Annotated in this window: 15 protein-coding genes, 1 tRNA gene and 1 CRISPR repeat array; of the genes, 7 read left to right on the forward strand and 9 right to left on the reverse strand. The window is 46.8% G+C overall.

The window, feature by feature from the left end:
- Positions 1 to 72: 72 nt before the first annotated feature.
- The 4 genes from B5E53_RS03725 to B5E53_RS03740 all read right to left on the reverse strand — a co-directional run bounded on the left by B5E53_RS03725 (position 73) and on the right by B5E53_RS03740 (position 4,995).
- Positions 73 to 489: a pyridoxamine 5'-phosphate oxidase family protein gene (locus B5E53_RS03725; RefSeq protein WP_087312704.1), complete on the reverse strand. Its 417-nt coding sequence runs from the start codon at positions 487 to 489 to the stop codon at positions 73 to 75.
- 150 nt (positions 490 to 639) lie between these two features.
- Positions 640 to 2,041: a CRISPR direct-repeat array (repeat unit 31 nt; unit sequence ATTTCTACTCCCACGCCCGTGTGGGCGTGAC).
- A gap of 245 nt (positions 2,042 to 2,286) precedes the next feature.
- Positions 2,287 to 3,756: a HAMP domain-containing sensor histidine kinase gene (locus B5E53_RS03730; RefSeq protein ID WP_087312705.1), complete on the reverse strand. Its 1,470-nt coding sequence runs from the start codon at positions 3,754 to 3,756 to the stop codon at positions 2,287 to 2,289.
- 69 nt (positions 3,757 to 3,825) lie between these two features.
- Positions 3,826 to 4,530 carry a response regulator transcription factor gene (locus B5E53_RS03735; RefSeq protein WP_087312706.1) on the reverse strand — a complete coding sequence of 235 codons (705 nt, stop codon included), beginning with the start codon at positions 4,528 to 4,530 and terminating at the stop codon, positions 3,826 to 3,828.
- A gap of 392 nt (positions 4,531 to 4,922) precedes the next feature.
- Positions 4,923 to 4,995, reverse strand: a tRNA-Ala gene (locus B5E53_RS03740).
- A gap of 151 nt (positions 4,996 to 5,146) precedes the next feature.
- Here B5E53_RS03740 and B5E53_RS03745 point away from each other — a divergent pair.
- The 3 genes from B5E53_RS03745 to B5E53_RS03755 are packed head-to-tail and all read left to right on the forward strand — an operon-like array spanning position 5,147 to position 7,553.
- Positions 5,147 to 6,058 carry an ATP-binding cassette domain-containing protein gene (locus B5E53_RS03745; RefSeq protein WP_087312707.1) on the forward strand — a complete coding sequence of 304 codons (912 nt, stop codon included), beginning with the start codon at positions 5,147 to 5,149 and terminating at the stop codon, positions 6,056 to 6,058.
- Entirely contained in the window at positions 6,055 to 6,813 is a 759-nt protein-coding gene (locus tag B5E53_RS03750; protein WP_087312708.1) for an ABC transporter permease, read from the forward strand. The genes B5E53_RS03745 and B5E53_RS03750 overlap by 4 nt, the downstream gene beginning before the upstream one ends.
- A 2-nt stretch (positions 6,814 to 6,815) precedes the next feature.
- Positions 6,816 to 7,553 carry an ABC transporter permease gene (locus B5E53_RS03755; protein ID WP_087312709.1) on the forward strand — a complete coding sequence of 246 codons (738 nt, stop codon included), beginning with the start codon at positions 6,816 to 6,818 and terminating at the stop codon, positions 7,551 to 7,553.
- A gap of 145 nt (positions 7,554 to 7,698) precedes the next feature.
- On the opposite strand, the gene B5E53_RS19075 is transcribed toward B5E53_RS03755, so the two are convergent.
- Together B5E53_RS19075 and B5E53_RS03760 are read right to left on the reverse strand one after the other, a co-directional pair.
- Complete coding sequence (locus B5E53_RS19075) at positions 7,699 to 7,842, reverse strand: hypothetical protein (RefSeq protein WP_162611772.1); 144 nt, start codon at positions 7,840 to 7,842, stop codon at positions 7,699 to 7,701.
- A gap of 192 nt (positions 7,843 to 8,034) precedes the next feature.
- Entirely contained in the window at positions 8,035 to 10,302 is a 2,268-nt protein-coding gene (locus B5E53_RS03760) for a glycogen/starch/alpha-glucan phosphorylase (RefSeq protein WP_087312710.1), read from the reverse strand.
- Between the two features lie 154 nt (positions 10,303 to 10,456).
- On the opposite strand from B5E53_RS03760, the gene B5E53_RS03765 reads away from it, so the two are divergent.
- Complete coding sequence (locus B5E53_RS03765; RefSeq protein WP_087312711.1) at positions 10,457 to 11,374, forward strand: AraC family transcriptional regulator; 918 nt, start codon at positions 10,457 to 10,459, stop codon at positions 11,372 to 11,374.
- A 154-nt stretch (positions 11,375 to 11,528) separates the two neighbouring features.
- On the opposite strand, the gene malQ is transcribed toward B5E53_RS03765, so the two are convergent.
- The 3 genes from malQ to B5E53_RS03780 form a co-directional block, all read right to left on the reverse strand.
- Positions 11,529 to 13,037: a 4-alpha-glucanotransferase gene (malQ, locus tag B5E53_RS03770; RefSeq protein WP_087312712.1), complete on the reverse strand. Its 1,509-nt coding sequence runs from the start codon at positions 13,035 to 13,037 to the stop codon at positions 11,529 to 11,531.
- Positions 13,034 to 14,026, reverse strand: a complete 993-nt coding sequence (locus tag B5E53_RS03775) for an endonuclease/exonuclease/phosphatase family protein (RefSeq protein WP_087312713.1) — start codon at positions 14,024 to 14,026, stop codon at positions 13,034 to 13,036. The genes malQ and B5E53_RS03775 overlap by 4 nt, the downstream gene beginning before the upstream one ends.
- A gap of 100 nt (positions 14,027 to 14,126) precedes the next feature.
- The gene (locus B5E53_RS03780; protein WP_087312714.1) at positions 14,127 to 16,367 is read right to left on the reverse strand and encodes a PTS transporter subunit IIBC; all 2,241 of its coding nucleotides are present in this window, start codon (positions 16,365 to 16,367) and stop codon (positions 14,127 to 14,129) included.
- 427 nt (positions 16,368 to 16,794) lie between these two features.
- On the opposite strand from B5E53_RS03780, the gene B5E53_RS03785 reads away from it, so the two are divergent.
- The 3 genes from B5E53_RS03785 to B5E53_RS03795 all read left to right on the forward strand — a co-directional run bounded on the left by B5E53_RS03785 (position 16,795) and on the right by B5E53_RS03795 (position 19,734).
- Positions 16,795 to 17,814: a LacI family DNA-binding transcriptional regulator gene (locus B5E53_RS03785; RefSeq protein WP_087312715.1), complete on the forward strand. Its 1,020-nt coding sequence runs from the start codon at positions 16,795 to 16,797 to the stop codon at positions 17,812 to 17,814.
- 18 nt (positions 17,815 to 17,832) lie between these two features.
- Positions 17,833 to 18,543 carry a DUF3800 domain-containing protein gene (locus B5E53_RS03790; protein WP_087312716.1) on the forward strand — a complete coding sequence of 237 codons (711 nt, stop codon included), beginning with the start codon at positions 17,833 to 17,835 and terminating at the stop codon, positions 18,541 to 18,543.
- A 348-nt stretch (positions 18,544 to 18,891) separates the two neighbouring features.
- Positions 18,892 to 19,734 (forward strand): YitT family protein, encoded by an 843-nt coding sequence (locus B5E53_RS03795; RefSeq protein WP_087312717.1) that lies wholly within the window; start codon positions 18,892 to 18,894, stop codon positions 19,732 to 19,734.
- Positions 19,735 to 19,787 lie beyond the last annotated feature (53 nt).

A 19,787-nucleotide genomic window follows, 5' to 3' on the forward strand; every position in this document is an offset into this window, starting at 1 on the left:
ACAACAAACTACAGCCATTCTTCTGTCATCTCATCATACATAAAACTTTCCCTACAAGCCGAAAACTGAAGACTAAAACTCATACCTTGTTCCATGTGAAAATAACAGTCCATCGGTTAATTCTACGCATAAAATTATCGTATTCTCATCATCAAAATTATTATGTCCATTGTCGATCCACTCACAAAAGACATCTTTCAATTTTTCGGCAATCCAATAATTTTCCTTTTTCCCGAAATATCCCAAATTGATACTCTTTCCATGTGACGTGAACCATTCACCAGCTATGGCAACAGTAGAGTTGCTTTCTATATGCTTCATTTTATTTGAAAGTGCATATGTAATAATATAAAATGCACCGTTCTCATAATAAGCGTTTACATAACGCACAAAAGGTACCTTATTTTCTACTGTTGCCAACGCAATGATGGTATCTTTTCCAAACCGTTCCGCCATTATTTTTTCAATATCTTCACTTAATTTTTTCACATGTCCATCTCCCTCATCAATTCCAATCAGCCAACCAATTTTTCTTCATTATATCATTCGTTTATTTCCATGTCATTTCATTTCTATCCTGTGAAAAAAGAGTGGAATACTATCTGTCCACTCTATATCCAAACGTTTTAATAAATAAATTGTTATTCTCCCACGCCCGTATGGGCGTGACGCGCAGGGGCCGAAGGGCGACAAAATGACATATGATTTCTACTCCCACGCCCGTATAGGCGTGACCAGAATTTACACCCGCGAAGCCATTGCACAGCTATTTCTACTCCCACGCCCGTGTGGGCGTGACCTATTACAGCTGTAACACTTTGATGCGTATGCTGGATTTCTACTCCCACGCCCGTGTGGGCGTGACGGGAAAGGGCAGGCGAAAGGTTGCAGACCTATCGCATTTCTACTCCCACGCCCGTGTGGGCGTGACTGGGACGAGGTGGCGAGTGATTATCGCACGGTAATTTCTACTCCCACGCCCGTGTGGGCGTGACCTATTACAGCTGTAACACTTTGATGCGTATGCTGGATTTCTACTCCCACGCCCGTGTGGGCGTGACTCAGAATCGGAGTTGTTGACAATGTCAAATTCTAAATTTCTACTCCCACGCCCGTGTGGGCGTGACTAACAGGAGCAATTGATTCTGATCAAATCAAAAATTTCTACTCCCACGCCCGTGTGGGCGTGACAACTCCTAAACGTTTTCCCAGTTCAGTCTGTGTTATTTCTACTCCCACGCCCGTGTGGGCGTGACGCGGATACCATGCGCATGCTACGGCAGATTGGGCAATTTCTACTCCCACGCCCGTGTGGGCGTGACTTCCAGCCAATGGGTACCTAATGAAGACGGATATGATTTCTACTCCCACGCCCGTGTGGGCGTGACCCGTTCCGCAAAAAGTCGCGCCTTTGATTGTGTCATTTCTACTCCCACGCCCGTGTGGGCGTGACGATTTTTCCGAGTACCTTATCCCTGTTGTGGTTAATTTCTACTCCCACGCCCGTGTGGGCGTGACGGTTATTCCATGTTGGAAGGGACGGTGGGTAAATGATTTCTACTCCCACGCCCGTGTGGGCGTGACGAAGAGAACGTACAGGTGACAGTGCAATTTTTAGAATTTCTACTCCCACGCCCGTGTGGGCGTGACAGTCATCCTGTATGTATACATCCCGATGGGACTTGGATTTCTACTCCCACGCCCGTGTGGGCGTGACGATAAGGCGGTCACTATCACCAACGCACAGGCGGATTTCTACTCCCACGCCCGTGTGGGCGTGACTATTACTCGGAATATGACCGCCAGCCGGATAAAGATTTCTACTCCCACGCCCGTGTGGGCGTGACGTGGCACCGGACACGGTCGCCAGGATTGGGCAGATTTCTACTCCCACGCCCGTGTGGGCGTGACGATGCGATCGGCGATGCAACGGCCAGAATATTAAATTTCTACTCCCACGCCCGTGTGGGCGTGACCATTACGGTACTTTCTGCGACTTTGGCATCATTCATTTCTACTCCCACGCCCGTGTGGGCGTGACCACTATATTTTGTGTCAGTCAATCACTAACATACAAAATACAGCAACCTTATCTCCTTATATTTATTTTCGCAGCCAAAAATTGCAAAAAAATAGAAAGAAATATCTTATTTTTCATGCGAAGCCCCATTCTATTTTAATGTTACTGCAGCTTCGCCTTCCGTTATTTAACAGTATATCATCTTTTTATTATTTTTCCATTTTTAAAATTATAATATATATTTTCAAAAACATCTATTGGTTCTTTCAAGAAAGTGAATCTGCTATCCTGCTGGCGTCTGCCTTGTCCTCCGCTTTAAAGTAATCCCCCGGTATCACAAATCCACAGTCATAATTCCCGTTCTTTCTTTTATAATAATATACGGTTCCTCCGTGAAGTCGTACAATCTGCCTGGTCAGGCGCATACCCATGATGTGGGGCTGACTGACCGCATTACGGCGCTGGCTGTCTTTCTGCATCTGACTTTTGTCTTCTCTTTCAGCTTCCAGACAGGAGACAATTTCGTTGGGAATGCCCGGGCCGCTGTCTTCAAAAAGATAATGGAGATTTTCCCCGTCAGATGACAGACGGACATTGACCTGACAGCCATCGGGATTATGGCGAATACTATTTCCCAGCACGTTGTGGATGGCCCGTTTCATGAGAGGCTCGTCCGCCGGAAGGCGAAATTTTTCCGCTTCATCGGTGACGATCAGCTCGATAGAAAACTGTGGCTGCAATCCACGGTTGTAGATATCTGCGATGCATTCCCGAAGCGTTTGTGCCGGAGCGCAGGTAGTCAGATGAAGGGGAAATGTATCGTAGCTGAGCTTTGATGTCAGATTCAAATCCTCAATAAGCTGTTTGATGAGGCCGCTCTGTCTCTGTATAGTCTGTGCCATGGCTTTTTCTTCTTCTCCCAGGGAAGGATTCTCCAGCAGTCGTTCTGAATATCCGACGATCAGCGTCAGCGGAGTACGGATATCATGAGACACGCCGGCAATCCAGTCAGCTCTGGCCTGATCTCTTCGGGACAGCTTTTCTTCCTGATCCCTCAGAATATCAGAAGTAGAATTTAGTTTTTCCGCCAGTTCCCGCGCAGAACCTTTTTCTTTTAAATGCACCGGCTCTTTCCGGGACAGGCCTTCAATTCCTTCAGAAATCGGTTTCACCGAAGCATAGAAACGCCATCCGAAAATTATTACAAAGAGAAGAATCACTGCCAGATTCACAATCACAAAAAGCTGCACATAATATGGAAATTTGACGATCTGCTGCACGGATACAGGCAGATTCAGTATGGCAATCTCATCCGGAGACTGAGCGCAGACGAGAAGCAGATCATTGACATTCCAGACGCGGACCGGGTAATCATTGAGATACCATCTGGAAAAAGACGCCACGTCAAAAACCGAATACTGCCGTGGCATGTCATCGGGCAATTTCCATTCCCAGATCACGGTTCCTTCTTCATTTAATGCCATTGCCCAGACAAATCCATATTCTTTCAGTGCATTTTTTCCTTTTTTGGACATTTTATATCCGTTTTTCGTCAGAGAAATATCCTGTCCTGCGCTCTCCAACGTATTGCGAAGCGTAATACTGCTGGTACCGTCCCCTCCTGTCGTGGAATACATCATATAAAAAAGCACGACAAAATTGCTGAAAAGAATCAAGACAATGATTAGAAAGGCAGATACCAGGTAACGCCGTATACCACGAAAAAATGTTCTCATTATATATTTCCCTCTATCATAATTTTAGAATTAACTTTTTACAGATGAAACCATATTTTTTAAAGCAGATTATTTTGCCAGCCGATAGCCAAGCCCTCTCGCCGTCAGCAGCCATTTCGGATGAGAGGGATCTTCCTCAATTTTCTCCCGCAGATGCCGGATGTGTACCATCAGAGTATTTTCATATCCATAATAAGAATCCTGCCATGCCGCGTTACAGAGAGCATCAAACGTCACAATACGTCCCCGGTTCTCATAAAGTTTTCTTAAAAGAATCAGCTCTTTTGCCGTCAACGGAATCTCCTGTCCATTGACCGTTACCGTTCCCTCCGCAAAAGAAATCAGGCGATTGTCAAGCTGAAAGCTATCCTTTTTCTCCTCTATTTGTTCCTGTCTGGCATAGGTTCTCTTCAAAATCGCACTCACCCGCAGCACAAGCTCCTGAGACAGGAAAGGTTTTGTGATATAATCATCTGCTCCAAGACCAAGACCAAAGAGCCGGTCATTATCCTCATCCTTTGCCGATAAGAAAAGAATTGGAATGTTGGATGTCTCGTGAAACTTTCGAAAAAGTGTAAAACCATCCCCGTCCGGTAACATAATATCAAGAATCGCCATCTCAGGCTTTTCTTTCACAAAACATTCCTCTGCTTCCTTTACATTTTCTGCTGTAACGATACGGGAATATCCGTTCCTTCGCAGAGTATCCGCGATCATAACCAAAAGCTCCCGGTTATCATCCACCAAAAGAATCTTTTTATCATATATGTTCATAAAATGTTTCCCCTTTAATACAAAACTTTTAAATGTATTATATCATCTAATGCCAGCGGGAAAGCTTATTTTTACCTTAAATTTTAAGAATCCAAAAAATACCGCACATCTGTGCGCTGAGAGTGATCAGAGCGCATAAATACGCGGTATTTGGACCGTGTACACATTATCTCTGGAGTCTTTTTATTCGTTTGTCCTAGTATTATCGTATTCTTTTTCCATTCTTGCATAAATAAGGGTAGTTTTTTTATTTCAGCAAATCATCAATGCAGATTGTCAGGTCTTTGAAAATTTTAGATGTAAGAATATCGACATCAACAGATAAGAAAGAATACTGCAAAGCAGGATTCTCCGCCTACGGCGGGTTTGATGGGAGAAAGATAATAAAAAAATGGAGCATACGGGACTTGAACCCGTGACCTCCACACTGCCAGTGTGGCGCGCTCCCAGCTGCGCTAATGCCCCAGTGAATAAATTATAACATAAGCAGGAGATTCATGTAAAGAAGAAATGACGAAAAGACAGGCCATATTTAAATTTAAGGTAAAAATAAGCTTCCCTTCAGCCCCTTCTAAGGTCCCCGTTGTATGATAACTCCCGAAAGGAGTTGAAGGATATGAATAATATAATCACAACAAATGCTTTGACGAAAGAATATGACCACAAAAAAGTAGTAAATACACTGGATCTGAATGTGCCGGAGGGAAGCGTATACGGATTTCTGGGGCCAAATGGCGCCGGAAAGTCCACGACGCTCAAAATGCTTTTAGGACTTGTGAAACCCACCGGCGGTCAGATTCAGATACTGGGTAAAAAACTGGCGCCGGAGAACCGGCTGGAGATTTTGCAGCAGACCGGCTCACTCATTGAGGCGCCTGCCTATTACGGGCATCTGAGCGGGAAAGAGAATCTGCAGATCATCTGCAAGCTGAAAAATGTACCGGAAAAGGAAATCGTGCGGGTGATGCATCTGGTACGGATGGAAAATCAGATGGATAAAAAGGTGAAAAATTATTCGCTGGGTATGAAACAGCGGCTTGGCATTGCCGCTGCTCTGCTGGGGAGTCCGCGGCTTCTTCTTCTGGATGAGCCCACCAACGGTCTGGACCCGGCGGGCATTCAGGAAATCCGGGAGCTGATCCGGAGTCTGCCGGAACATGGAATCACAGTACTGGTCTCCAGCCATCTTCTGGCGGAGATCGATCAAATGGCCACCGATGTGGGGATCATTGATAAAGGACAGCTCATTTTCCAGGACAGTCTCATGATTCTCCATGAACACAGCCGCTCCCGGATCCTTTTCCAGACTTCTGATAATGCAGAGGCTTTCCGTTTGTTAAACAGCTCCGGCATGGATGTCAAATGGGAAAACGATACCTTTCACATGGACAATGTATCTGATGATGTGATCATGGAAGCCGTACGACGCTGCGTCAACGCAGATATCGGTGTTTTCCGCGTAACAGAACAACAGAAAAGTCTGGAAGATATCTTCCTCTCTCTTACCGGAAAGCAGGTGAGTTTATGAGAATTCTGACAGCTTTAAAAGCAGAACAAATGAAACACAGGCACAGAAAACTTCTGCTGCTGCCCGTCATTTTGCTTCTCTTTGAATTTATCTGGGCCGTCTGGAGCCTTGATCCTAAAAAGCCGTCGGATCTGGTCCAGGGGTATCTCAGTTCCTTTTATCTTTTTCCGATCATAAATTCACTGATTTACCCGATTTTTCTTGCGGTGCTTACAAACCGCATCTGTGATATGGAGATTAAAGGCGATACGCTAAAACTCCTTTATACGCTGGAAGATAAGAAAACCTTTTATAATTGTAAGTATTTCATGGCATTAAAATACATTGTGCTGACGTCCGCCGGAACCTGTCTGATTCCATGGATCGTCGGAAAAATGTACAGATTTACTGATACTCTGGAACTGCATATGCTGCTTCAGCTGGCTCTCTCCACCTTTGTGGTCAGCACGGCTCTTCTGAGCATCCAGCAGCTGTTGTCCCTGTTGTCTTCCAATCAGATTCTTCCTTTGGTCGTGGGACTGGCCGGATCATTTTTATCTCTGTTTTCCATGTTTTTTCCGCCGGCCGCCGCAAGACTCGTCCTCTGGGGCTACTACGGAATCTTTGGATTTGTCGGCATGGACTGGGAGCGCTCCACGAGAATCACCACCTATTATGAGGTGGATTTTAACTGGATGGGACTGCTCCTCTTCGCTGTCTTCTCCATTGCTCTTTATTTTATATGCCGGGCCATTGCCCTCAGAAAGGAAGTGTGATTATGTTACTGCGTTGTATACAGGCGGAAAATATGAAATTAAAACATTCCGTCATTTATCTGGCGTTCATCGCCATTCCGATTATTCCTGCCATCATGGGAACATTTAATTATCTCCAGAATCTGGAATTGCTGAAAAGCAGCTGGTATTCTCTCTGGACACAGATCACGCTTTTTTATGCTTCCTTTTTCTATGCGCCGCTCATCGGTATTTACTGTTCCTATACCTGGCGGCTGGAACACACCCATAACAACTGGAATCACTTCATGAGCATGCCGGTCTCCATCGTGGACAGCTATCTGGCAAAGCTTTTGTGCATCATGAAAGTGACCATTCTGACCCAGCTCTGGATCAGCGTTTTGTACTTTATCGGCGGAAAACTGGCCGGACTGCCGGGAATCTTTCCCCCGGAAATCGTTTTCTGGCTGATCCGGGGAACGCTGGCGGCCGCCGCCATCGCCTCCTTGCAGCTGCTGTTGTCCATGGTGATCCGGAACTTTGCCATTCCCATCGGCATCGCTCTGGTTGGAAGCATTGCCGGCACGTTGATGACCAACGCTGATCTGGGAAATTTCTGGCCATACTCCCTGATGATGCTGGGCATGAATTCCAATCGGAATGAAAATGTGCTGGCATCCATGTCAGACACCGTGTCCTATTTTATTTCTGTCATCGTCTTCTTTCTCTTGTTCTTTGGCATCGCTATCTGGCAGCTCAAGACAAAAGACGTACGCTCTTAACTTCCTAAATACCGAAAAAACAGCCGGGGAGACCTTCGCAGTCAGATTTTCCAAATGGAATCTGCAGCAAAGTCTCCCCGGTTCCTGTATGATATTTTGATTGAGTCAGCTGCTCCCTCGCTTCTCTGGCCAATTGACCCGATCTTTAAAGGGTATATTCCGGCGCTGTCTCACCAAAAACTGCTTTAATGTGGGCAAGCGCAGCCTCCTGCAAAGCGATAGATTCAATGATATCGGTGAGGGCCTGTTCCCTTGTTCCCGTTCCCGGTGTGATGATCGGCATTCCCATATGATAGTCTCCTTATTTTCATTTCTGTCAGTCAGACGCTGATTTTTTCCTCGAAAAAAGATGGCAGTGATTCTTACCCGCCGCCGGCGGGGAATCTTGTTCATCAGTATTTCTTCTTGTTCATCGCCTGTCTGTACTTCTATCTTATGCGAAAACTGCCCTTTTGCCACAAATTATCCCAAAAATCGAGTTTTATTTCAAATGCCAGATATCCCTGTTGTACTCTTCGATGGTTCTGTCGGAGGAAAAGAATCCTGCTCTGGCAATATTCACAAGCATCTTCATTGCCCATTCTTTCCGGTCCGCATATGCGGCCAGTGCTCTTTCTTTGGTCTCCTTGTAAGAATCAAAATCCAAAAGCGTCATAAACCAGTCTTTATTGATCAGCTCATTTTTCAGACGATCAAGATTTTCTTTCTGTCCCACTTTCAACATGGCATCGCTGGTGATAAAGTCAATGGCAGCCCGGATGGACGGGTTATTCTCATAGTACGTTCTTGCCACATAATCTCCTTTGGCATAATGTTCGATCACCTGATCGCTGGACGCTCCAAACACAAAGATATTGTCATCACCCACAGCCTCGTGGATTTCCACATTGGCTCCGTCCTCTGTTCCCAGAGTCACAGCGCCGTTTAACATGAATTTCATATTGCCGGTGCCGCTGGCCTCCTTGGACGCCAGGGAAATCTGCTCAGAAATATCGCAGGCCGGAATCAGCTTCTCTGCCTTGGTGACATTATAGTTTTCCACCATGACAACCTTCAGATATTTATTGGCTTCCGGATCGTTGTTGATGATTTCCTGCAGACAGAGAATCAGATGAATGATATCCTTGGCGATGGTGTATGCCGGAGCTGCTTTGGCTCCGAAGATAGCTGTCACGGGAGCTGCCGGAACATTTCCTTTCTTGATCTCCAGATATTTATCAATGATATAGAGGGCATTCAGCTGCTGGCGTTTGTATTCATGGAGACGTTTCACCTGAATATCAAAAATGGTATCCGGGCTGATGGACAGTCCCTGAGTCTCCTGCAGATACGCACAGAGCGCCTCTTTGTTTTTATGTTTGATTTCCAGAAGATTTTGCAGCACCTGATCGTTTTCTCTATAGTCAAGGAGTCTGGAAAGTTCAGCGGCGTCCTTCTTAAATCCATTCCCGATCAACGTCTCAATGTAATCGGCCAGCATCGGATTACAGTGGAGCAGCCAACGGCGGAAGGTGATACCATTGGTCTTATTGTTAAATTTCTCCGGATAAATCTGATAAAAGTTATGCAGTTCCGAATTTTTAAGGATCTCCGTGTGCAGCGCCGCCACGCCGTTGACGCTGAAACCATAGTGAATGTCAATGTGCGCCATGTGTACGGTGTCATACCGGTCGATGATGGCGACACTCTCGTCGTCGAATCTTCTTCTTACCTTATCGTCCAGCACTTCAATGATCGGTACCAGCTGCGGCACCACTTTTTTCAGATAGGACACCGGCCATTTCTCTAAAGCCTCCGCAAGAATAGTATGATTTGTATAGGCACAGGTTCTTGATACCACGTCGATGGCCGCGTCCATGTCCATGCCTCTTTCCACCAGAAGGCGGATGAGTTCCGGAATCACCATGGTCGGATGGGTGTCGTTAATCTGGATCACCGCATAGTCCGGCAGATCATAGAGATTGCATCCTTTGGCCACACATTCGTCAAGAATCAACTGAGCACCGCTGCTGACCATAAAATATTGCTGGTAAATGCGCAGAAGACGGCCGCTTTCATCAGCATCATCGGGATATAAAAACAGCGTCAGATTCTTCATGATATCTTCTTTATTAAACTGAATCCCATCCTGCACCATGGATTCATCCACAGAATCCAGATCAAAAAGATGCAGCCGGTTGGTCTGGTTGTGATAGCCGGTCACCTCGATATCATACATTCTCGCCTGCACATCAAAACCGTTAAAAGATACCGGGTAGGTCACATCGGTCTTCTTCAGCCAGGACTTTTCTTTGATCCACGGATTCGGCACCTCTTTTTGAAGATGATTGTCAAATTCCTGCTTGAAAAGTCCCAGATGATAGTTAAGTCCGATGCCGTCGCCGGAAAGTCCCAGGGTAGCGATAGAATCCAGGAAGCAGGCTGCCAGCCGGCCCAGGCCGCCATTTCCCAATGACGGCTCCGGCTCCACCTCTTCAATCTCTGCCAGATTTTTTCCGTTTTCTTCCAGGATTTCTTTCACTTCTTTATAAATGTCCAGGTTGATCATGTTGTTGGACAGCAGTTTTCCGATCAGGAACTCTGCGGAGATATAATACAGTTTCTTTTTACTTTCTGTATGCTCCTTCTCCGCCGCCATCTTCTGTACCATTACCAGCAGAGCGTCATAAATTTCCTCGTTGGTCGCCTGCGCAATCTCCTTACCGAGAATCTCTGTGATGGTTTTCTGTAAATGTTCTATTTTATTCATTACTTCGTCCTCCTTGAGTTTTCTTCATTATAGTCAGATTTTCAGTTTCTTTCTTGCAAAATACAGCTTTTTTATTGTACAATACTATCATCATAATCGAAAAAATGCATTGTTCAGGCCCTCACATCCATTATAGGAAAGGAAACATGATTTTATGAATCTCAATGAATATCAAAATTACCACGAAACCAAAAGCCATACGGTTTCTGAATTCCCCTACAATACCTATCTCTGCTCCATCCCGCTTGATTTCTCACTGGTTCCTCTTCACTGGCATGCAGAATTTGAGCTGATCGTCATAAAAAAGGGCCGCGGGCTGGTGTCTGTGGACTTAAACCGCCAGCCGGTGTCCGCCGGCGATCTGGTCTTTATCCGTCCCGGCCAGCTCCATTCCATCGAGCAGGACGGCAGCCATTCCATGGAGTACGAAAATATCATTTTCAAAAAAGAACTCCTGACTTCCGGCGACGATGATCTGTGCGCCCGGCAGTTTTTTGATCCTCTCATGGCCGGGAAAATTCCTTCTGTGTCTTTTTTTACTCCGGCAGCAGTCTGTTATGAAGAAGTCTCCGACTGTTTCCGGCAGATCGATCTTCTCTGCGCCACAAAGCCGGAAGGTTATCAGCTGGCTGTCAAAAGCTTCCTCTTCCGGTTCTTTTTTCTCCTCGTTTCTCATCAGCGCCAGAACAAGGAAGAAACCACTTCTCCGTCAAAAACTCTGGAAAAACTGAAAACGATCCTGAAATATGTGGAGGAACATTATCCGGAGCCAGTGACCATCGAGGATATGGCATCGCTCACCTATTACAGCAAATCTCATTTCATGAAATTCTTTAAAATGCACATGGGACGCAGTTTCATCGAATATCTAAACGACTACCGGCTCACCATGGCGGAACGGATGCTTCGCAGCAGCGACGATTCCGTGCTGGAGATTGCAGGCAAAAGCGGATTCGACAATCTCTCCTATTTCAACCGGATGTTTAAGCGAAAATACGGCTGTTCTCCCGGAAAATGGCGGACGGCCCGGAGAACTGTATCACAGAATACTCAGCAAATTTCTGTCTTATAAAAATGTTGACAAAATCTCTTCACAAAAAAGAAGACAGAGCTTTCCTCGATTCTCCGAAAGAGTATCCCCGGGAAATATCTGTCTTCTTATCTTTATAATATCCCTCTATTTTTTATGTTTCATTCACCCTAATCTCACCTGGTTTGCCAAAGCATTACCTCTGCCTCTTTCCGGTCCGGCCGTATCGTCTGGTGAGATCGGCATATTTCCGGCGGATTTCCGGAGAAAACTCGCCCGGCAGAAGACGCCATTTCCAGTTATCCCCTGTGGTGGACGGAGTATTGATCCTGGCCTCGTTGCCATACCCGAAAATATCCTGCATCGGAATAACACAGAGTCTTGCCACGCTTCGCATAGCACCGCAGATCAGCGTCAGGTACATTTCCTCATCGGGCGTATTCTCCGCGCAGAAATAGTCCCGGACCATCTGTTTTTCTTCCTCTTTTAGTCCGTGGCAGAACCACCCGGTTGCCGTCTCATTATCATGGGTTCCGGTGTAAACCACACAGTTGGTGGAATAATTGTGCGGCAGATAATCGGAAGCACTTCCGGTATCCCTGGAATCAAAGGCAAACTCCAGCACCTTCATGCCCGGGAAGCCCGTATCCTGCACCAGTTTCCGCACGGAATCTGTCACATAGCCCAGGTCTTCCGCAATGATTTCCTTACCCGGCAGCACTTCTTTTGCTTTGAGAAAAAGCTCCAGCCCCGGCCCTTTCTCCCAGTGACCGTTCACCGCTGTGGTCTCCCCGTAAGGGATGGAATAGTATTCATCAAATCCACGGAAATGGTCAATCCGAACCACATCGTACATGGAATAGCAGAAGGACAGCCGTTCCATCCACCAGCGATAGCCGGTCTTTTTGTGATATTCCCAGTCGTAAAGAGGATTGCCCCAGAGCTGCCCCGTGGCAGAAAATCCGTCCGGCGGACAGCCGGCCACCGCCAGCGGGTATCCATTCTCATCAAACTGAAAGAGTTCTTTGCCTGCCCAGGCGTCCGCGCTGTCTAAAGATACATAAATCGGAATATCTCCGATAATCTTGATCCCCTGTTTATTGGCGTAAGCCTTCAACTCCTTCCACTGCCGCTGGAATTCATATTGAAGGAATTCATAAAAACAGATATCTTCGGCCAGTTCTGTCCTCTTTTCATCCAAAAGTTGTGCATTCCGGAAACGGAGTCCGTCCTCCCACTGGGTCCACGGCCGTTCCCCGTTCTCTTTTTTGAGCGCCATATACAGCGCATAATCCGGAAGCCAGATGGTGTTGTCCGCTACAAAATTCTGAAAATCATCCACTTCCTCTATGCCGCTTCGCAGGAATGCCTTCCGCAGCAGCAGGAAACGCCCGCTATATAACTTCTCATAATCCACAAACCGGGGATTATCTCCGAAAGGAACCGCCGCACACTCTTCCTTCGTCAGCCAGCCATAAGAAATCAGACAATCCAGGTCAATGAAATAGGGATTGCCCGCAAAGGTGGAAAAAGACTGATAGGGAGAATCCCCGTACCCCGTCGGCCCCAGCGGCAGAATCTGCCAGCAGGACTGTCCTGCTTCTTTCAGTTGATCGATAAATTCATAAGCTTCCGCCGAAAAACAGCCGATGCCATACTTCGACGGAAGGCTGCTCACCGGGAGCAGTATTCCGCTTTCCCTCATGTCCGTGTCCTCCCTGTCTCTTCATCCTTTTTGTCTGCCATCCGCACAACAGGCACATCCATCTCCACGGCGACGCCAAAGTGATCGGAGATCACCGGTTCCGTGTTTCCGTGAAAAATCACCCGGGATGAGCGCACCCGTGCGTCCTGTGCTGTCCAGATATAATCAATCCTCATGCCTTTCGTCTTTTCCTCTTCCCAGCCGTCGATAGCTCCCGGAACGGTGATACCGTCATCTTTTTCTTCAGCCAGCTCCCAGGTGTCTTTCCACCCCAGCGCCTTTACCATGGCGTACCCCTCATCCGGAATATCTGCCGGACTATTAAAATCACCCATCAGAAATACAGCGGGTTCCTTCTGAGGAAGAGCGGCGTCCCCTTCTGACATACGATAATCTATTTTGCAGGAACAAAGTCCCGGCGGAAACACATTTCTGCATGTATCCGGACCAGAGAAAATGTGTCCCTGCAGCCGCCGCATCTGCTCCTGAAACGGCTCTTCCTCATCCTGCCACCATCCCATGTGGGCATTATAAAACCAGCAGACCGTCCCGTCTATCCGCACCGAGACTCCGAGAACTTTCCGGGTCTTCCAGTTATCGTAGGCGTCCTGGCGGGAAATCGTAAAAAAGTCTGTCTCCCGGATGGGATGCCGGCTGAAAATAGCGAGACCTTCGTCATATTTTCCATATCCCTGCTTCACACTGCCCCAGGTCCATTCACAGGGCTGACCTGCTTCAGCAAGAGCCCGGGCCAGAAGGCCCGCGGCATTATCTTCTTTTACAGCAATGCCGCTGCCGCAGGAATGAAATCCGTCGGGAATCTCCCCTTCCCAGACCGCCGCACAGCAAGTCTGCCCGCATTCCTGCAGCGCCACGATGTCTACCCGGTGCTCAAGAATATACTCTGCCAGGAAATGTATTGTCTCGTCCAGCTCCTCCCGGCGAAAATCCCGGGCATGACTGTTCATATTTAAAGTCAGTATGATCATTTCTCACACTCCCGTTCTATTGCAAAGAATTTTGTTATTATTCAGGATATCATTCCTTCCGGAATCTGGCAATATAAGCCGCCTGCCTCTCCATCATCCTTTATAAGATATCATTGATATCAGATTTCAGCACATCCGCCTTCGGACCGTACACCGCCTGGATCCCATTGTCCTTTTTGATCAGTCCCATGGCACCCTCAGCTTTCCATGCCGGCAGGTCAGCGACTTTATCCACATCTTTGACCGTCACACGAAGTCTTGTCATGCATGCGTCCACCAATGTGATGTTCTCTCTTCCACCCAGCAGCGCGATGATTCTTTCTGCCTTCTCGCTGCCCTGTCCGGCGGAAGCTTTTCCGCCTTCTTCTTCCTCTTCTTCCATATAGTTTCCAAGACGTCCCGGCGTTGCGTACTTAAACTTGCCGATCATAAAGTAGGCGACGAAATAACCAATGACAAAGAATATTACCACACAGATCAGGAAATGAATGATATCTCCGCCGAGTCCCGCCTTTATGGACATCGGGATTCTTGTGATAAACTCCAGGTTTCCGAAAGAATGCAGACGCAGATCAACGATACCCGCCATGGCGAAAGCACATCCCTGTAAAATGGCGTAAATGATGTATAACGGCAGCGCCGCAAACATGAACATGAACTCCAGAGGCTCTGTGACACCGGTCAGGAATACGGCTGCCACGGTGGAGAAAAAGATAGATTTATACTGTTTCTTTCTGCCCGGTTCTACTCTCCTGTACATGGCGAGTGCGATACCAAGAAGCAGGCCGGTGGCGCCGATCATCTGACCCACCTTGAAGCGGGCCGGGGTCACCGTTGTCAACAGGTTCTGATATGCCGCCATATCGCCGGCGTCTTTTAAGTTGATCAAATCTGTTACCCATGCAAGCCACAGCGGATCCTGTCCGAACACCTGGGTTCCGGCGTTGGCTCCCGTGAGAATCGTGTAAGTTCCTCCGAAGGAAGTATAGTTCATCGGGATGGTCAGCATATGATGAAGACCAAACGGCAGCAGCAGACGCTCCAGAGTTCCGTACACAAACGGCGCCAGGATCGGGGAGGTATCGGAGGAATTGGCAATCCAGATACCAAAGTTGTTGATTCCTGTCTGTACCACCGGCCAGATGATACTCAAAATGATGGCTGTCACTGCGGAATAAAAGACGACAACCAGCGGCACGAAACGTTTTCCGTTGAAGAACGAAAGGGCATCCGGCAGCTTGCGGAAGTTATAATATTTGTTATAAGCATTGGCTCCCACAAAACCGGAGATAATACCCACAAACACGCCCATGTTCAAAGCAGGCTTTCCTAAAATATCCACAAAATAATCCGCTACCAGAATCTCCTGTCCAAAAAGTGTGTGGGTCACAGCATTGGGATCTGCCAGCATGTCGCTGCTCACTCCCAGCACTGCGCCGGTAATTACGTTGATCAAACAGAACGCAATCACTGCGGCAAAGGCTCCGCCGGCCCGCTCCTTCGCCCAGGAACCGCCGATGGCAGCTGCAAACAGGATATGCAGGTTATTGATGATACCCCAGCCGATTTCCGATACCGTCGTACCGATGGTGTTGACCACGGAGATATCTCCGCCCACAATGACGATCAGGTTACCGATACTGATCATCAGACCAGCCGCCGGCATCACGGCGATAACGGTCATCAGTACCTTCCCCAGTTTCTGCAGGAAGTCAAAATTAATCGGAAACTTCTTCTTTTCTCCTTTATCGGCTCTCTTTTTTGTTTCTTTTGTAACTTCTTTATTTTCTTTTACGGCTTTTTTATTTCTCTTTATTTCCCGGCCGCCTTCTCCCTGACTGGCCCCGGCAGACTGACCGCTCCCCACCGGCTCTGCCGCCGGCTGAGACTCTTTCGTCCGGATCAGCACGTCCTTTGCCTCGGTTTCTCCGTACTGAAACATCAGTTCATCGTATGGAATGCCTCCGCAGACGATGACCGGAGTGATCGTCTCCACATGGTGATTTTTCAGGTAATCCAGATCCACTTCCGCCACCAGATCTCCGGCTTTCACCTTATCTCCGACCTTCACTTTGGAAACAAATCCTTTTCCCTTAAGATTCACGGTCTCCAGACCGAAATGCACGATCATCTGCACGCCGTCCTCAGTCTCAAACCCATAAGCGTGCAGAGAATCTGTGATCGTTGTGATAGTTCCGTCCACCGGACTGTAGATTTTTCCCTCTTCCGGAATAATGGCCACACCATCGCCAAGAACCTTCTCGGCAAAAACCTCATCCGGGACCTGCTCCAGGGGAATTACTTTTCCCTTAACCGGAGCCAGAATCGTTGTTTTTTTCATTTGCTCTCCTCCATTGTGCTTGTGCTAAGTTTTTTGTTGCATTATTTTTGCGTTATATTTGCGCTTTATTTGCATTAAATATACTCCTTAAACTTTCATTTTTCAATTATTATTTTCAATTTTCTTACAGATTCTGTGTTTTTCACAAAAAATCATAGTTAAATTTATTCAAAATATCCAACGACACAAACCCCAATATTATTTACGCAATTTTAATGCAAACATTACGCAAACGCATTTATTGACTTTTTCTTTCATTTTTTCTATAATGAATTATAGTACAGGCAATCAATGCAGCAGTACATTTCATAAGGACAACATTCGCAAAATAACATACCCTGTTTAAGATAAGATTTTCATTCAGAAAAATATCGCGATTCATATTCATACAGGAAAACCAAGAAACACAACACAGGAGGCATTTTTCATGAACGTTACCATAAAAGAAGTCGCAAAACTTGCGGGAGTTTCTCCCTCAACCGTATCGAGAACATGCTCCGACCACCCTTCCATCAGTGCCCAGACGAAGGAACGGGTGCGCAAGGCAATGCAGCAGCTGGGTTATGAGCCGGGAAACGGCAGTGTTTCCATGCCCAATAACAAGACCATCGGCATTGTCCTTCCTGTTTCCGAGGATGACACGTATGAGAATGCATTTTTTCTGGAAACCATGCGCGGCATCAGCCTTTTCTGCAACCAAAAACAATATTTCACCACCCTGATCACCGGTTCCACCAACGAAGAACTGCTGTCCGCCATCCGGACCATGGTCAAAGAGAATCATCTGGACGGCATTATCCTGCTCTATTCCAATGAACAGGATCCCATCATCGATTATCTCTATGAGAACGGGATTCTTTTTGTTCAGATCGGCAAGGCATCCCAGTATCCGGGTGAAACCATCTGTATTGACAACGATAATATCCTGGCTGCCAGAGAAGCGGTCAATTATCTGTATGCCTTAGGACACCGGAAGATCGGCTATGTGGGCACCGATTTAAAGCGGATTTTCTCTGCTGACCGGAAGGCCGGCTACATGCTCGCCCTGGCAGAAAACAATGTCCCTTTCGAGGAAAGTTATTATCTGGAAATGCCGCAGGTGCCAAAGGAAGAAAACGATGCGCTGCTTCATTTTCTTTCCGGAGATGACCGGCCCACCGCCGTGCTGGTCAGCGATGACATCCTTGCCATGGTTCTGGAAAAGACCGCTTTTATACTTCATCTGCATATACCGGAGGATTTATCCATCATCTCCTTTAATAACTCTCTCTTTTCCAAACTGTCGTCGCCGCAGCTGACTTCCATTGACATCAATTCCCGTCAGCTGGGCATTGAAGCCGCTTCCCAGATGATCAACCACATCGAGAATCCCGGACTTCTGGCTACCAAAATCATTGTGCCGCACTTTATGATCGAACGGCAGAGCTGCGCTGCGCCGGCCGACTGATGAAAACAGGAGGTATATATGAACATATACATTGATGAATCCGGTTCCATTGACCGGCATGCCGCACCGAATCACCATTTTATCATCGCCATGATCCACGTGCTGGACATTGACAGACTGTCCAAATCTTTTAAACGTTTTGTATCGTCCAATTATGCCCGCCTTCTGGAACTGGATGAAGACAAGACCGAACCTCATACGGGAAAGGTACTAAAGACCGGCGGCAAGATGTTCCGCAACGGTAAGTTTCGGGAATTGAAAGGCGTACAGTTTGACCGGGACATGAAACTCCGGTTTGTGGATTATTTTACCCGCAGCAAATATTTTGAGATTTATTACATACGGGTGGTCAATCACGAATTGCAGTCCCACTTATTTGAAAACAGTGCCCGTATTTTTAATTACTCCATCCGCCTGGCTTTGGATCATTTTATCCGGACAGGCTTGCTGCCTGATGAGGACTGCCACCTGCAGCTGGATGAACGCAACGAAAAAAAAGAAGCCAGGCATTTTCTGGAAAATTATCTGAATACGGAGCTGGTGGTGGGCGGTTCCGCCCGCGGCCATTTCAGCGTGGCCTATTTTGATTCCTCGGAAAACAGGCTCATTCAGATTGCAGACATCTTCGCCAACCTGCTTTATTCACAGGAACAGACTGGTCAGTACGCAAAGGAGCTCGGCATGCTGCGGAAAGCGGGAATTCTCAAATCCATTTTTGACTTTCCGTAAAAGTCATTCTGAAAAATGCATTGACTTTTTTATTTTACTGTGCTATTATAATTATAACAACAGTAAGTCCTGTTTCAGCGCCGTCATCTAGGTAAATGTCATGTGTTGGCATCGCTCCCAGGCAATTGATAAAAGAGTACGACCAGTCATCTGACTGGTCTATTTTTTATTGCATAGGAAATTGCATTCCGGAACATTTTTTCCTGTAAATATTTCAAAATGGCAGTTGACGGACCATAAACGCCGCGGTACAATGAATTTGCGAAAGAAAATTCACTTTTTTTACAAAATTATCTGCAATGTAGCATTTTTATAGCTGATATCATTTATTTTGTAAAGGAGAGCACTATGAAGCTGAAAATCAAATACTTTATGCTGTTGACCATCAGTACCATTATCATGGCGGCCGGTATTTACTTTTTTAAATTTCCCAACAACTTTACTTTCGGGGGGATCACCGGTCTGGCCGTTCTGGTAGCTAAGACGGGACTTATTTCCGCCAGCGACTTTTCTTTTGTGGCAAATATCCTGCTTTTAATTTTGGGACTCCTGGTCCTCGGAAAAGGATTCGCTGCCAAAACAGCATACTGCACCATTCTTTTATCAGTTGCCCTTTCTGCTCTGGAGCGGATTTATCCCATGTCAGCCCCGCTGACCAATGAGCCCATGCTGGAACTTGTATTTGCCATTGCCCTGCCGTCTGTCGGCTCCGCGATTCTTTTTAATCTGGGCGCTTCCAGCGGCGGCACGGATGTCATCGCCATGATCGTAAAAAAATATACCAGCTTTGATATCGGAAGCGCGCTGCTGGCTTCAGATTTTTTCATCACACTTGCCGGATGCTTTATATTTGATATCAAAACCGGTCTTTATTCCTTCGTGGGACTGGCGGTACGTTCTTTCATGATCGACGGATTCATCGAGAGTCTGAATCTGTCCAAGTATTTTAATATCGTCTGTTCCGACCCGAAACCGATCTGTGATTTCATCGAAAATACACTGCACAGGGGCGCGACGATCGTCAATGCAAAAGGTGCTTTTACCGGACAGGACAAGTATATTATCATGACAGCGCTGAGCCGTGTGGAAGCTGTCAAGCTCCGAAATTACATAAAAAGAAATTCGCCGGATGCTTTTCTTCTTATCTCAAACACCAGCGAAATTATCGGAAAAGGGTTCCACTCCGTGTAGAGCGGAACCCCTTCTTTTTTCTCATTTCCACAAATGTCATTGATTCATTTCGA

Origin of the sequence: Eubacterium sp. An11, from assembly GCF_002161065.1 — a bacterium.
Classification (GTDB): Bacteria; Bacillota; Clostridia; order Lachnospirales; family Lachnospiraceae; genus Anaerobutyricum; species Anaerobutyricum faecale.